Genomic DNA, 14552 nt, shown 5'->3' with positions numbered 1-14552 from the left:
CTGCGAGTTCCCGTCCGGGCGGGGATGAATCCGCTGTGCTGGACGGCGGTTGCGGAGGGCGCCGGTCCGGTCAGGGGTGGGTGCCCGGGTTTCCGCGGTGTGCCCGCATTGCGGAATGCCGGCCTCAACTCCCCTCCCGTTCCCTCCGATTCCTTCCGGACCCGAGTCCTCCATTCCGTGCCCGACCACGCCGCTTTCTTCGACTGCCGTCGCACGGAAGGCGATCGGGGCGTCCGGGAACCTTCCCGGAATTGTGCGCAGTCGGTAACAGCGGGATCCTCCGGGCGCCTCGGCTCGTCATGCCAGGTGACCGGGGGCGGACGAGGGACTGCGACGAAAAGAGGCGGACATGGCACGGCACAGCGGGCGAGGCTGGTACGGCAAGTTGGCTGGCGCCGCGCTCGGAGTGACGTTGCTGGCGACCGGGGCGTCGGTGTGGACCGCGCAGGCCGGCACGGCGGACGGCCCGTCACCGAAGGCGAGTGCGCCGGCCGCGCCCGGCAACGACGGCAAGCGCGTCGACACGACCATCGCGCACTCCTCGGACGCCGGCCCGCGCGGCGTGAACATCACCATCGACGACGGCCCCGACCCCACGTGGACCCCGCAAGTCCTGGACCTGCTCCAGCAGTACGGGGTGAAGGCCACCTTCTGCATGGTGGGTACGCAGGCCCAGGCCCACCCGGACCTCGTGAAGAAGGTCGTCGCCGCAGGGCACCGGCTGTGCGACCACACCGTGTCCCACAACACCAGCATGGACAAGGCGTCCGAGGCCTACCAGTCGCAGCAGATCCTCGACGCCGAGGCGATGATCACCAAGGCGTCCGGTGGCGTGAAGCCCATGTACTACCGTGCGCCGGGCGGGGCGTTCACCCCGTACAGCCGCGAACTCGCCGCCTCCCGCGGCATGCGTCCGCTGGGCTGGAACGTGGACAGCAAGGACTTCGAGCGCCCGGGTGTCGACGCCATCGTCGCCACCGTCGAGAAGGAGCTGCCGAGCGGGCCGACCGTCCTCTTCCACGACGCGGGCGGCAACCGCTCCCAGACCCTGGCGGCGCTGCGCAAGCTCCTCCCCTGGTTCAAGGCCCAGGGCCACACCTTCGGCTTCCCGGTCCGCTGAACCGCCTGGCGAGGGGCGGCGCCGCGAGGGGGAGCGCCGCGAGGGGGAGCGCCGCGAGGGGGAGCGCCGTGGGGCCGGGGACACCCACTGGCTACCCGTTGCCCTTCGTGTAGTCGAGGTACTCCGTCGTGCCGACGGTCTGGCGGTGCAGGCGGCCGTCCGGCATGACGCTGACGGTGCTCGGCCTTCCGGGGTTGCAGGTGCCGGTCGAGCCGGGGCCCACCTCGGACGGTCCGATCCTGAGCGGGGTGTCGGGCGAGGGGGGTGCCTCGGTGAGGCGGGCCTGGAAGACGCAGTGGTAGCCGCTGCCGTCGGCCGTGAGCGTGAGTACGGGATCGCCCACCCGGCCCGAACGGATCACCAAGTGCCGTGTGTTGTCACCGGAGTTGCTCGGAATGACGGCCGACCAGCTGCCCAGGTACTGCTGCGGTATGACGTCGGAGGCGCCGCGGGAGGCCGAGGCCGGCGGGTTCGGAGTGGTCGGGTCCGGGGTGGTCTGCGACGCGGTCGGGTTCGGGGTCGCGTTCTCGGGGGCGCCGCTCATGAACGCGTACACCGAGCCGCCCGCGCCGACCGCCACCACGATGGCCACCGCGATCAGTGCCGCCGTGGACTTGGCGCTGCGTTGCAGCGGGGGTTCCGGGTCGGGCTCGGGGGAGTAGTCCGCGTAGGCGGTGACGTCGTCGTACGGGTCGTACGGGTCGTACGGCGCGGGTGGGGCCGGCGCCGGGGGTCCGGAGGCGCTGGGGTCTTCCAGGTCGAGCAACTGGGCTGCTTCGCTTGCCAGTTGGGCCAGCACGGTGGACGGAAGCCACGGGTGGGGGAGGGTGGCGGGGACGCGTTCCAGGATGCGGCCGAGGGTGGGGCGGGCCGCCGGGTCCTTGTGCAGGCAGTCGCCGATCAGCTCCTGGAGGGACTCGGGCACGCCGTCGAGGTCCGGGGGGTCCTGCGCGATGCGGAACATCAGCGCGTGCACCCCGCTCGTCGCCTCCCCGAAGGGGAGTCTGCCGCTCGCCGCGTACGCCAGGACCGAGCCGAGACAGAACACGTCGCAGGCGGGGGTGACGCGGTCGCCGCGCAGCTGCTCCGGGGCCATGAAGCCGGGCGAGCCGATGAGGGCGCCGGTGCGGGTCAGTCCGCCGTCCGCGCCGGCCTCCAGGGCGCGGGCGACGCCGAAGTCGATGACGCGGGGGCCGTCGGCGGTGACCAGGACGTTGGAGGGCTTCAGGTCGCGGTGGACGAGGCCGACGCTGTGGATGTCCTGGAGGGCGAGGGCGAGGCCGTGCGCGAGTACGCGTACGGAGTGCTCGGGGAGGGGGCCGTGGTCTTCGACGACGGACTGGAGGTCGGGGCCGGCGACGTAGCCGGTCGCGACCCAGGGGACGGGGGCGTCGGTGTCGGCGTCCAGGACCGGGGCGGTCCACAGCCCGCCCACTCTGCGGGCGGCGCGTACCTCCTGGCGGAAGCGGGCCCGGAAGTCGGCCTGGTCGGCGAGGTCGGGGCGGACCAGTTTCACGGCGACGGTGCGGCCGCGGTCCGACCGTGCGAGGTAGACCTGGCCCATGCCGCCCGCGCCCAGGCGGGCCAGTATCCGGTAGCCGCCTATTCGGTCCGGGTCGGCCGGCCTCAGGCGCTGCGTGCGGTCCATGCCGGGTGCCCTTCGGGGTGGGGGTCGACTGGGTGAGGATATGCGGGGTCCCCCTGCGGGGGCGGGCGGTATGGCCGGGGCGTGCCGCCCCCGGCCCCGCTTTCGGCCGCGGGCCGTGGTGCTTTTCGCGCGGTTCCCCGCGCCCCTGAGGCCTGTTCTCGGCTGCGGGCCGTGGGTGCTTTTTGCGCAGTTCCCCGCGCCCCCAACCCGTTCTCGTCTGCGGGCTGTGTGGGGCTGGTCGCGCGGTTCCTCGCGCCCCCAACCCGTTCTCGTCTGCGGGCCGTGGGTGCTTTTTGCGCGGTTCCCCGCGCCCCTGACCTGTTCTCGTCTGCGGGCTGTGTGGGGCTGGTCGCGCAGTTCCCCGCGCCCCCCAACCCGTTCTCGTCTGCGGGCCGTGCGTGGCTGGTCGTGCCGTTCCTCGCGCCCCTGGCCCGTTCCCGGCCGTGGGCCGGGTGGGGCCTGGGCGACACTTTGCCGAGCGGGGGTGGCCAGGGTGGACAGGATGGCCATGGCCGTTCTCAGCTGGGCTTACCTACCCTGGGGGCATGACCCCTCAAGGCACCCCCGATCCCCAGGCCGGCGCGGCTGTGAAGGCCGCCGACCGCGCGCACGTGTTCCACTCCTGGTCCGCCCAGGGCCTGATCGACCCGCTCGCCGTGGCCGGCGCGGAGGGGTCCTACTTCTGGGACTACGAGGGCAACCGCTACCTCGACTTCACGAGCGGGCTCGTCTTCACCAACATCGGCTACCAGCACCCGAAGGTCGTCGCCGCGATCCAGGAGCAGGCCGCGACGATGACGACCTTCGCGCCCGCGTTCGCGGTCGAGGCGCGCTCGGAGGCGGCCCGGCTGATCGCCGGGCGCACCCCGGGCGACCTCGACAAGATCTTCTTCACCAACGGGGGTGCGGAGGCCGTCGAGAACGCGATCCGGATGGCCCGCCTGCACACCGGGCGCCACAAGGTGCTGAGCGCGTACCGCTCGTACCACGGAGGTACGAACACGGCGATCAACCTGACCGGCGACCCGCGCCGCTGGGCCTCCGACAGCGGCTCGGCCGGTGTCGCGCGGTTCTGGGCGCCGTTCCTCTACCGGTCACCCTTCCACGCCACCACCGAGGCCGAGGAGTGCTCGCGCGCGCTCAAGCACCTTGAGGACACCATCGTCTTCGAGGGCCCCGGCACCATCGCCTCGATCATCCTGGAGTCCGTGCCGGGCACCGCCGGGATCATGACGCCGCCGGCCGGCTACCTGCCCGGCGTGCGGGCGCTCTGCGACAAGTACGGGATCGTCCTCATCCTGGACGAGGTCATGGCCGGGTTCGGCCGGACCGGCAAGTGGTTCGCGTCCGAGCACTACGACGTGGTGCCCGACCTGCTCACCTTCGCCAAGGGCGTCAACTCCGGGTACGTGCCGCTCGGCGGCGTCGCCATCAGCCGGAAGATCGCCGAGACCTTCGAGCACCGGCCCTTCCCCGGCGGGCTCACCTACTCCGGGCACCCGCTGGCCTGTGCCGCCGCCGTCGCCACCATCAACGTGATGGAGGAGGAGGGCGTCGTCGAGCAGGCCGCGCACATCGGGGCGAGCGTGCTGGAGCCGGGGCTTCGTGAGATCGCCGAGCGGCACCCTTCGGTGGGCGAGGTGCGCGGGCTCGGCGTGTTCTGGGCGCTGGAGCTGGTGCGCAGCAAGAAGACGCGCGAGCCGCTGGTCCCGTACAACGCGACCGGCGCGGACAACGCCCCGATGGCCGCCTTCGGCGCCGCCTGCAAGAAGAACGGTCTGTGGCCCTTCATCAACATGAACCGCACCCACGTCGTGCCGGCCTGCAACATCAGCGAGGGCGAGGCCAAGGAAGGCCTCGCGGTGCTGGACGAGGCGCTGACGGTCGCCGATCAGTACACCGTGTGACGCGGCGGTCCTGATCACGCGGACCCGGTGATCACGCGGACCCGGTGACGGTGGCGAGTTCGCCCTGGTCAGGGCGGTGTTCTCGGCATCGTTCGAGCGGCTGGGCCCCGCTCTCCTTTGTCCGGTTTCCGGGCACCCCATAGGGTGGCCCGGAACCGGAGGAGGGGAGCGAGTCATGCCCGCGAGCGGAGCGGTCACCCGCAACACCCTTCGACAACAGATAGCGGACGCGCTGCGTGACGAAGTGCTCGCGGGGCGTATGCGGCCCGGCGAGGAATTCACCGTCAAGCAGATAGCCGAGCAGTACGGCGTCTCCGCGACGCCCGTGCGCGAGGCGCTCGTCGACCTCTGCGCACAGGGCCTGCTCGACTCCGACCAGCACCGGGGCTTCCGGGTACGGGTGTTCACGGTCGAGGACTACAAGGGCATGGTGGAGGCCCGGGCCCTGGTGGTCGACGGGATATTCCGGCGGGCCGCGGTCCCCGGCGCCGTCGAGCCGCACGGCCCCGCCCTCGTATCGGTGCGGCGGCGCGGCGAAGAGGCCGCGCGGGCCGCCCGCGGCGGCGATCTGAACATCCTGGTCGGCTACGACCTGCGGTTCTGGCGGGAGCTGTGCGCGCTCGCCGGAAACACCTACATCTCCGAGTTCCTGCACCGCCTGCGCATGCAGAGCTGGGTGTTCGCGGTCCCCTATCTGCGCGGCCACAGCGAACTCAGCGACTGGCTGTGGACCGGCCACGGCGAGGTCGTCTCGGCGCTCGCCCTCGGTGACTTCGAGGCGGCACGGGTGTTGATCGCCGCCTACAACGACGAATCCCTCGTATGGGCGGAGCGACTGCCGCAGTGATCACCGATCCGGCCGGACGGGTCGAACTCAGCGTCGTCGTCCCGGCCTACAACGAGGAGCAGCGCCTCGCGCCCACCCTCGACGCGATCCGTGCCCACCTCGGCGACAGCTGCGCCTGGGAGCTGATCGTGGTCGACGACGGGTCGGACGACGAGACCGTACGGGTCGCGCGCGAGGCCGCCGCCGGCGATCCGCGCATCACCGTCGTCGTCAGCGAGAGCAACCGGGGCAAGGGCCACGCCTTGCGGCTCGGGGTGCTCGCCTCCTACGGGCGCCGGGTCCTGATCACGGATGCCGATCTGGCCACCCCCATCGAGGAGTTGGACCATCTCGCCAAGGCGATGACCGAGGGCGAGACGGCCGCCGCGATCGGCTCGCGCGCCCGCCCCGGGGCCCGTATCGAGGTCCACCAGAGCCGGCTGCGCGAGACGCTCGGGCGGATGGGCAACCGGCTGATCCGGGCCGTGGCGGTGCCCGGCATCCACGACACCCAGTGCGGCTTCAAGCTGTTCGACGGCGACAAGGCGCGGGCCGCGTTCGCCGACGCCCGCCTGGACGGCTGGGGCATCGACGTGGAGATCCTCCAGTTCTTCCGCCGCAGGGGCTGGCCGGTCGCCGAGGTGCCGGTGCGCTGGTCGCACCAGGAGGGCTCCAAGGTGGGCGCGGCCGACTACGGCAAGGTCCTGTGGGAGCTGGGCCGTCTGAAGGCGCGCGCGGTGCGCCGCGTCGATCTCGTGCTCGGCGCCCTCTACCTGCTGTCGTCCGTGCTGCTCTACAAGAACCTGTGGGGAGACCTCGGGCGGAGTTATCTCACCGACTCGATGCAGGACCAGAACCAGTGGGAGTGGTTCTTCGCGGTCACCGCGGACAACGTGGCCCATCTGCGCGACCCGCTGTTCACCACCGTCCAGAACTTCCCCGACGGCGTTAACCTGATGGGCAACACCCCGATGCTGGGCCTGTCGGTGCCCTTCGCGCCGATCACCCTCGCCTTCGGGCCGACACTCACCTGGGCGCTCGTCCTCACCCTCGGGATATCGGCGACCGCGTACGCCTGGTACTGGCTGTTCGCCCGCCGGGTGACCGAGAACCGGTGGGCGGCCGGGCTCGGCGGGGCGCTCGCCGCGTTCGCGCCGCCGATGATCTCGCACGCCAACGCCCACCCGAACTTCTGCGTCCTGTTCATGATCCCGCTGATCATCGACCGCGCGCTGCGGCTCTGCGAGGGCCGCGACATCCGCCGCGACGGCCTGGTCCTGGGCCTGTTCACGACGTACCAGATCTTCCTCGGCGAGGAGGTGCTGCTGCTCGCCGTGGTCGGCATGACCCTGTTCGCCCTGTCGTACGCGCTGGCCCGGCGCGATGTCGCATGGGCCGCGGTCCGGCCGCTCGCCCAGGGCATGGCGTACGCGGTGGGGGTGTGTCTGGTCCTCGTCGCGTATCCGCTGTACCGGCAGTTCGCGGGGGCGCAGAGCTATCACAGCGTGCTGCACGGCGACAGCGCGGGCAATTCGCCGCTCGCGCTGGTCGAGTTCGCGGGGCGCTCGCTGTGGGGCGACGACGCCACCGCCGACAAGCTGGCCCTCAACCGCACCGAGCAGAACGCCTTCTACGGCTGGCCGCTCGTGGCCCTCGCCTTCGCGCTCGTCGTACGCCTGTGGCGGCGCCCGCTGGTGAAGGCGCTCGCGTTCACCGGGGTCGCGGCGGCGGTGCTCTCGCTCGGGCAGAAGATCCGGATCCCTTACACGGACGTGGTGTTCACCGGGCCCTGGAAGCTGCTCGCGCACAAGCCGCTCTTCGAGTCGGTGATCGAGGGCCGGGTCGCGATGATCTGCGCACCGGCGCTCGGCGCCCTGATCGCGCTGGGCGCGGGCCGTCTCGCGCTCAGCCGCGCGCGCGTGACCCGGGCGGTGGGGTTCACCGCGATCGGGCTCGCCCTGCTCCCGATCGTGCCGACGTCGTTCCCGACGAACGCCCGCCCCGAGGTGCCCGAGTTCATCTCGGCGGGCCTGTGGAAGAAGTACGTGAAGCCCGGCGAGTCCCTGGTCCCGGTACCGCTGCCCGACCCCGGCTCGGCGGAGGCCCTGCACTGGCAGTCGTCCACCGGCCTCGGCTTCTCGGTGCCGGGCGGCTACTTCAACGGGCCCTGGGGACCGGACCGCATCGGCATCTACGGTGCCTCCCCGCGCTGGACGTCCAACCTGTTCGGCGACATCCGCTCCGGCAAGCCCATCCCCGACATCGGCACGGACTGGCAGAACCAGGCCCGTGCGGACCTCGCGTACTGGCACGCGGGCGTCCTCGTCCTCGCTCCGCAGCCGCAGGCGCCCCAGCTGTACGAGACGGTGAGCCGGCTGCTGGGCGGGAAGCCGGGCACGAAGGTCGGCGGAGTCTGGATCTGGGACGTGTCGCAGGTGCGGTGAACTCCCGCGCCGTGCGGCGCGGTCCGAGTAACGGACGGCCTCGTGGGTAAACCCACCCGACCGGGCGCGGGGGGATCCGGTCACCCCGCACCCGGGAGCCGACGGGCAGTCTTCGCGCGGCGTGCCCGGCGCACTACGCTGTCCCGACCATCGCACGAAACGAGTTGAGAGCGAGCCCGTCTTGGCCTGTGACCTGTGGCTGGTCCCCCTCGTCGACGTGCTGTGCCACAGCCCCGACAATCCCTTCGCGGAGGAGATCGCCTCGTACGACAAGGCGCTCGGCGACGCCGGGCTGCCGCCCGTGCCGGTCTTCGCGTACATGCCGGGCCTGTCCGGGGACGTGGCGCCGGTGGCCGGGTTCGACTACGACGCGCTGCACTTCCTGCGCCGGGCCTATCTGCTCCAGCTCTGCGGCCTCGCGGTGACGCCCGTCGACGAACTCGGCGGCGACTACGAGCAGCTCCTGGAGATGTTCGAGCCGACCGCGCAGCAGTCGCACCTGGTGTGGCACTACGACCACGCGGGCGCCTACGTGCCGGTCGACTTCGCGTCGCCGCTCTCCAACGAGGAACTCCTCGCGGGCGGCGGACCGCTCGGCTCGGCACAGGGTCTGCTGCGGGAGCTCCAGTTCGTGGGCCCGGCCATCGGAATAGATCCGGCCAACCCGCCGACCGCCCCCGCCCCGCCGACCCGGCCCACCTCCCTGGAGGAGCCCGCCGGACCCATCCCGTACGACGAGAGCCCGTTCGCGCGCGAGCGGCACGTGTGGCTGGGGCTGCACGCGGCGGCGACACGCAGCCTCGCGCAGGGCTCGATGATCATCTTCAGTTGAGCGGGGCCGGGCCTGGCCGGGTCGGGCTGGGCTCGGCCGGCCCGAGCTGGGCTTGGCCGGGCCGGGGTGAGGGCCGCCGGAGGGCTCAGCGCGGGCCCTCCGGCGGCCGCTGGCGCGGCATGTTCGGCCGGGTCGCGGGGGGCAGCGGGAAGCGGCCGGGGCCCGGGGCGCCGTCCGAGCGCGGGGCCGCCGCGCTCAGGGTCTGCATGACCAGCGGCGCGGGCCCCGAGCGGAACTCCACCATCCAGTCCGCCGTCTCCGAGCGGACCAGCTCGGTCACGTCCTCGGTGAACCGGCGCAGTACCGAGAGGCAGCGCTCGGCGGCCTCGCTCGCGGTGCCCTCGGTGGGCCCGAGCACCTCGCGCACGCTCTCCGTGGCCCAGTCGAACTGAAGCCCCTGGAGCCTGCGCTGCACGGCCTGCGCGGTGGCCACGTCCCGCATCCAGCCCGAGGTCAGCCCGAAGTAGCGGTCGCAGGCCATGCACGCCCCGGCGAGGAGCAGACAGACGTAGCCGTAGCCCGCGGCGCCCTGGAGGGCCCCGGTCAGATCGAGCAGCGGGAGCACCGCGCCCGCGATCGCCCCGCTCGCCGTGCCGCAGCGCAGGGTGCGGGCGCCGCGGCGCTTCCACAGCCGGTCGGCCAGGTACCACTCGGCGGTGCGCAGGGCGCCGTCCTCGACCCAGCGGTACAGCTCGTCGAGGCGCTCGGCGGGCTCGCCCCAGTCGCCGAGCGGGAACGGCCGCCCGGTCAGATCGCCCGTCTGCGCGCCCTCGTCCCGCCGGGCCTGGCCCGGGGCCCCCTCGGGCTGCATGTCCGCCGGCTGGCTCACCGGGCCGCTCCCTCCGCACTGCTGCTGTGACCCTCTGTGACATCGCGTGACGTACGGGCACCTGGACGTGTACTGGACATAGACGTGTACTGGACGTAGTGAACGCGTGCTTGACGTAGTAAATGCCGTAGCGAAGGACGTCACGCCCGCCGGCACCTGCGGTGCGCGTGGGCGTATTGACGCCTCCTGGGGCGTCCGAGCGCCATTCCTACCGCCGAATGGAGGTCGCGGGGGTCGATATCCAGGTATTTCCGCCCGGAAGTGGCCCTTGATCAGGTATAGCGACACGCACCGCATCACTCGAAAGAGTTGCGGAGCAGGCGGCCTGTCGACCACGTAGGCTCGGAGTGCCGAAAAGGACGGCGCGGTCCCGCCGCCCCGTCCGACCCGTCCTACCGAAACCCGGAGTGAAACGTGATCCCTGGTGGTGGCCAGCCCAACATGCAGCAGCTTCTCCAGCAGGCCCAGAAGATGCAGCAGGATCTCGCCCTCGCCCAGGAGGAGCTCGCCGCGACCGAGGTCGAGGGCCAGGCCGGCGGCGGTCTCGTCAAGGCGACCGTGACCGGCTCGGGCGAGCTGCGCTCCCTCGCGATCGACCCCAAGGCGGTCGACCCGGAGGACACCGAGACCCTCGCGGACCTGATCGTGGCGGCCGTGCAGGCCGCCAACGAGAACGCGCAGCAGCTCCAGCAGGAGAAGCTCGGCCCGCTGGCGCAGGGCCTGGGCGGCATGCCCGGCCTGCCCTTCTAGGCCGGGCCCGGGGCTCCGGCCCCGGGGGCGTGCGCCGCCCCGCGCGGACTGCCCCGGCGCCTGCCCTACTGGGGCGGACGCGCACCAACTACCGTAGGCGTCAGAACAACCCACGAGAGGCGTTCCGTTGTACGAAGGCGTGGTTCAGGACCTCATCGACGAGCTGGGCAGGCTGCCCGGCGTCGGTCCCAAGAGCGCGCAGCGGATCGCCTTCCACATCCTCCAGGCCGAGCCGACCGACGTGCGCCGCCTCGCCCACGCCCTCCTGGAAGTCAAGGACAAGGTCCGCTTCTGCGCGGTGTGCGGCAACGTGGCGCAGGAGGAGCGGTGCACCATCTGCCGCGACCCGCGCCGCGAGCAGACGGTCATCTGTGTCGTGGAGGAGCCCAAGGACGTGGTGGCCATCGAGCGGACCCGCGAGTTCCGCGGCCGCTACCACGTCCTCGGCGGGGCCATCAGCCCGATCGAGGGCGTCGGCCCGGACGACCTGCGCATCCGCGAGCTGCTCGCCCGCCTCGCGGACGGCACGGTCACCGAGCTGATCCTGGCCACCGACCCGAACCTGGAGGGCGAGGCCACGGCCACGTACCTCGCCCGCATGATCAAGCCCATGGGCCTCAGGGTCACCCGGCTCGCCAGCGGCCTGCCGGTCGGCGGCGACCTCGAATACGCCGACGAGGTCACCCTCGGCCGGGCCTTCGAAGGAAGGCGGCTGCTCGATGTATGACGCCCAGCAGGAGAACGCCCGGCAGGGGTACGAGGAAGGTCGACTCGATGTCTGACGCAACGCTGCACGCGACCACCCAGGACCCGGACTCCTTCGCGGTCCAGATCGCCGACCAGGTCGAGTCCTTCATCGTCGCGGTCACGGAAGTGGCCAAGGGCGACGAGCCCGACAGCGCGGTGCCGTTCCTCCTCCTGGAGGTCTCCCAGCTGCTGCTCGCCGGCGGCCGGCTCGGCGCGCACGAGGACATCGTCCCCGACGAGCGCTACGAGCCCGACCTCGGCCCGGAGGCCGACCTGGACGAGCTGCGCGAGCGGTTCGCCCGGCTGCTCGAACCCATCGACGTGTACTCCGAGGTCTTCGACCCCTACGAGCCGCGCAAGGCGCCGGTCGCGCACCGGATCTCCGACGACCTCGCCGATGTCGTCACCGACCTGCGCCACGGCCTGGCCCACTACCGGGCGGGCCGCACCAGCGAGGCGCTGTGGTGGTGGCAGTTCTCCTACTTCTCCAACTGGGGCTCGACGGCCTCCGCCGCCCTGCGCGCGCTCCAGTCGCTCGTCGCCCACGTCCGCCTCGACCAGCCGCTCCAGGCGCTGGACGGCCTCGACATCGACGAGGACCTGACGGAGGACGCCCTGGAGGAGGAGGCGGGCCGGGTCATGGCCGAGGAGCTCGCGGGCCCGCTCGGGCTCGGGCTGCGCGACGCCAAGTAGGCGCGGACCCCGCTGCCTTCGCGATCTTCACGATCTTCGCGCGCGAGGCCTGTGACGCCGCCCACAAGCCGAGTACTTCACCACCCCCATGGGCAGGCGGACCGTGCGAGCGGTCCGGACCGGCCCGGTGATCACCAAGTGAGCGGGACATCTCACGAAGTGATACGACAGGGGCGAATCCGGCCCGCTCGTTAAACTGAGCCGACCGCAGTAATGAACTGAGCGAGGAGCGCACGTGGGCCTTGTCGTGCAGAAGTACGGAGGCTCCTCCGTTGCCGATGCCGAGGGCATCAAGCGCGTCGCCAAGCGGATCGTGGAAGCCAAGAAGAACGGCCACCAGGTGGTCGTCGTGGTTTCCGCGATGGGCGACACGACGGATGAGTTGATCGAGCTCGCGGAGCAGGTGTCACCCATGCCTGCCGGGCGGGAATTCGACATGCTGCTGACCGCCGGAGAGCGGATCTCCATGGCGCTGCTTGCCATGGCGATCAAAAGCCTGGGCCACCAGGCCCAGTCGTTCACGGGCAGCCAGGCCGGCGTCATCACCGACTCCGTCCACAACAAGGCGCGGATCATCGACGTCACCCCGGGCCGCATCCGGACCTCGATCGACGAGGGCAACATCGCCATCGTCGCCGGGTTCCAGGGCGTCAGCCAGGAGGGCAAGAACATCACCACGCTCGGGCGTGGTGGTTCGGACACGACGGCCGTGGCGCTCGCCGCGGCCCTCGACGCCGAGGTCTGTGAGATCTACACGGACGTCGACGGCGTGTTCACCGCGGACCCCCGTGTCGTGAAGAAGGCGAAGAAGATCGACTGGATCTCCTTCGAGGACATGCTGGAGCTGGCCGCGTCCGGCTCCAAGGTGCTCCTGCACCGGTGCGTCGAGTACGCCCGCCGTTACAACATTCCGATCCACGTGCGCTCGTCCTTCAGCGGACTACAAGGCACTTGGGTCAGCAACGAACCGCGAGGGGACCAGCAGGTGGAGCACGCCATCATCTCCGGAGTCGCCCACGACGTCTCCGAGGCCAAGATCACGGTCGTCGGGGTGCCCGACAAGCCGGGTGAGGCCGCGGCGATCTTCCGCACCATCGCGGACGCCGAGGTCAACATCGACATGGTGGTGCAGAACGTCTCCGCCGCGTCGACGGGTCTGACCGACATCTCGTTCACGCTGCCCAAGGCCGAGGGCCGCAAGGCCATCGACGCCCTGGAGCGGGCCAAGCCGACCATCGGCTTCGAGTCGCTGCGCTACGACGACCAGATCGCCAAGATCTCCCTCGTCGGCGCCGGCATGAAGACCAACCCGGGTGTCACGGCGGGCTTCTTCGAGGCCCTCTCGGACGCGGGCGTCAACATCGAGCTCATCTCGACCTCCGAGATCCGCATCTCGGTCGTCACCCGCGCCGACGACGTCAACAACGCGGTGCGCGCCGTGCACTCCGCCTTCGGTCTGGACTCCGACAGCGACGAGGCCGTCGTCTACGGAGGCACCGGGCGATGACCCACAGGCCGGCGCTCACGGTCGTCGGAGCGACCGGGGGCGCCGGTGCGGTGATGCTCCAGATCCTGTCCCAGCACGCCGACGTCTGGGGCGAGGTCCGCCTCGTCGCGTCCGCGCGCTCGGCCGGCCGCAAGCTGCTGGTACGGGGCGTGGAGTGCGAGGTCCTCGCGCTGAGCGAGGAGGCCCTGGACGGCTCCGACGTCGTCGTCTTCCTCGTGCCCGCCGACATCGCCGCCCGCTGGGCGCCGGTCGCGGCCGCCAAGGGCGCGGTGGTGGTGGACAGTTCGGCCGCCTTCCGGATGGACGCGGACGTGCCTCTGGTGGTGCCGGAGCTCAATCCCCACGCGGTACGGATGCGACCGCGCGGCATCGTCGCCAGCCCGCACGCCAGCACCCTCGCCATGATCGTGGCGGTCGGCGCGCTGCACGCCGAGTTCGGCCTGAGCGAGCTGGTCGTCTCCACGTACCAGGCCGTCAGCGGCGAGGGCCGGCCCGGGGTCGACGCGCTGCGCCGGCAGATCTCGCTCGTCGCCGGGACCGGGCTCGGTACGAGTCCGGGCGATGTGCGCCGGGCCGTGGGCGACGACCTCGGCCCGTTCGCGGCGCCGGTCGCCCTGAACGTGGTGCCCTGGGCCGGTGACCTCGCCGACGACGGCTGGTCCTCGCAGGAGCTGGGGCTGCGCGACGAGTTGCGCAAGCTGCTCGACCTGCCGCGGCTTCCGGTGGCCGCCACCTGTGTGCGGGTGCCGGTCGTCACCACGCACTCCGCGTCCGTGCACGCCCGCTTCGAGACCGAGGTGGATGTGGCGCGGGCCCACGAGATCCTGGCGACCGCACCCGGTGTGGTGCTCTTCGACGACCCCGCGGCCGGTGAGTTCCCCACCCCCGCCGACGTGGTCGGGACCGACCCGACGTGGGTCGGCCGGGTACGCAGCTCGCCGGACGATCCGCACGTACTGGAACTTTTCGTCTGCGGCGACAACCTGCGCAAGGGCACCGCTCTGAACGTCGCGCACATCGCCGAGTTGGCGGCCCGCGAATTCAACGAGCGCTGAAGTCTCCCTATTTGTAGGATCTGTGAACGCTCTGTGAGCAAGTCGCTGGTCTGTACCACTTGAACTGCGCCAATGCCTTGTTACACGATTCATTTCCGTGTCCCTGCAACCGCAGACCGGCATGGAGCGTCTATGCGGTCGCCCCTCAAGGTGCCGTGAAAATTGGGGCATTGGGGAAGAGCGGGTACGGATGA

The 14552-nt window shown here is 71.4% G+C and carries 12 protein-coding genes; 10 read left to right on the top strand and 2 right to left on the bottom strand.

Annotated features, from left to right (window positions below):
- The first annotated feature begins 349 nt into the window (after positions 1–349).
- The gene (locus tag ACFYNP_RS01310) at positions 350–1120 is read left to right on the top strand and encodes a polysaccharide deacetylase family protein (protein WP_388418137.1); all 771 of its coding nucleotides are present in this window, start codon (positions 350–352) and stop codon (positions 1118–1120) included.
- A gap of 91 nt (positions 1121–1211) precedes the next feature.
- On the opposite strand, the gene ACFYNP_RS01305 is transcribed toward ACFYNP_RS01310, so the two are convergent.
- Positions 1212–2768 (bottom strand): serine/threonine-protein kinase, encoded by a 1557-nt coding sequence (locus ACFYNP_RS01305; RefSeq protein WP_388781486.1) that lies wholly within the window; start codon positions 2766–2768, stop codon positions 1212–1214.
- A 545-nt stretch (positions 2769–3313) separates the two neighbouring features.
- On the opposite strand from ACFYNP_RS01305, the gene ACFYNP_RS01300 reads away from it, so the two are divergent.
- The 4 genes from ACFYNP_RS01300 (at position 3314) to ACFYNP_RS01285 (ending at position 8777) form a co-directional block, all read left to right on the top strand.
- A complete protein-coding gene (locus ACFYNP_RS01300; protein WP_388781484.1) occupies positions 3314–4675 on the top strand; it encodes an aspartate aminotransferase family protein in 1362 nt (453 codons plus the stop codon).
- Between the two features lie 175 nt (positions 4676–4850).
- The gene (locus ACFYNP_RS01295; protein ID WP_388418146.1) at positions 4851–5522 is read left to right on the top strand and encodes a GntR family transcriptional regulator; all 672 of its coding nucleotides are present in this window, start codon (positions 4851–4853) and stop codon (positions 5520–5522) included.
- Entirely contained in the window at positions 5498–7945 is a 2448-nt protein-coding gene (locus tag ACFYNP_RS01290; protein ID WP_388781482.1) for a dolichyl-phosphate beta-glucosyltransferase, read from the top strand. The genes ACFYNP_RS01295 and ACFYNP_RS01290 overlap by 25 nt, the downstream gene beginning before the upstream one ends.
- 181 nt (positions 7946–8126) lie before the next feature.
- Entirely contained in the window at positions 8127–8777 is a 651-nt protein-coding gene (locus tag ACFYNP_RS01285) for a hypothetical protein (protein ID WP_161252664.1), read from the top strand.
- Between the two features lie 85 nt (positions 8778–8862).
- Here ACFYNP_RS01285 and ACFYNP_RS01280 read toward each other — a convergent pair whose 3' ends face one another.
- Positions 8863–9606 carry an SLATT domain-containing protein gene (locus ACFYNP_RS01280; RefSeq protein ID WP_388781481.1) on the bottom strand — a complete coding sequence of 248 codons (744 nt, stop codon included), beginning with the start codon at positions 9604–9606 and terminating at the stop codon, positions 8863–8865.
- A 414-nt stretch (positions 9607–10020) separates the two neighbouring features.
- Between ACFYNP_RS01280 and ACFYNP_RS01275 the strand changes: the two genes are divergently transcribed.
- From ACFYNP_RS01275 to ACFYNP_RS01255, 5 genes are all read left to right on the top strand, one after another.
- Positions 10021–10356: a YbaB/EbfC family nucleoid-associated protein gene (locus tag ACFYNP_RS01275; protein WP_100573786.1), complete on the top strand. Its 336-nt coding sequence runs from the start codon at positions 10021–10023 to the stop codon at positions 10354–10356.
- Between the two features lie 127 nt (positions 10357–10483).
- A complete protein-coding gene (recR, locus tag ACFYNP_RS01270; RefSeq protein WP_388418157.1) occupies positions 10484–11083 on the top strand; it encodes a recombination mediator RecR in 600 nt (199 codons plus the stop codon).
- Between the two features lie 47 nt (positions 11084–11130).
- Entirely contained in the window at positions 11131–11796 is a 666-nt protein-coding gene (locus ACFYNP_RS01265) for a DUF5063 domain-containing protein (RefSeq protein ID WP_167158824.1), read from the top strand.
- Between the two features lie 235 nt (positions 11797–12031).
- Positions 12032–13303 (top strand): aspartate kinase, encoded by a 1272-nt coding sequence (locus ACFYNP_RS01260; protein ID WP_100573789.1) that lies wholly within the window; start codon positions 12032–12034, stop codon positions 13301–13303.
- Positions 13300–14358 carry an aspartate-semialdehyde dehydrogenase gene (locus tag ACFYNP_RS01255; RefSeq protein WP_388418161.1) on the top strand — a complete coding sequence of 353 codons (1059 nt, stop codon included), beginning with the start codon at positions 13300–13302 and terminating at the stop codon, positions 14356–14358. The genes ACFYNP_RS01260 and ACFYNP_RS01255 overlap by 4 nt, the downstream gene beginning before the upstream one ends.
- The last annotated feature ends 194 nt before the right edge of the window (positions 14359–14552 follow it).

Source organism: Streptomyces sp. NPDC006691 (assembly GCF_042869955.1).
Taxonomy (GTDB): domain Bacteria; phylum Actinomycetota; class Actinomycetes; order Streptomycetales; family Streptomycetaceae; genus Streptomyces.
Note: the sequence above shows the minus strand (reverse complement) of the source record. Positions and strands in the feature narration are given on the sequence as shown.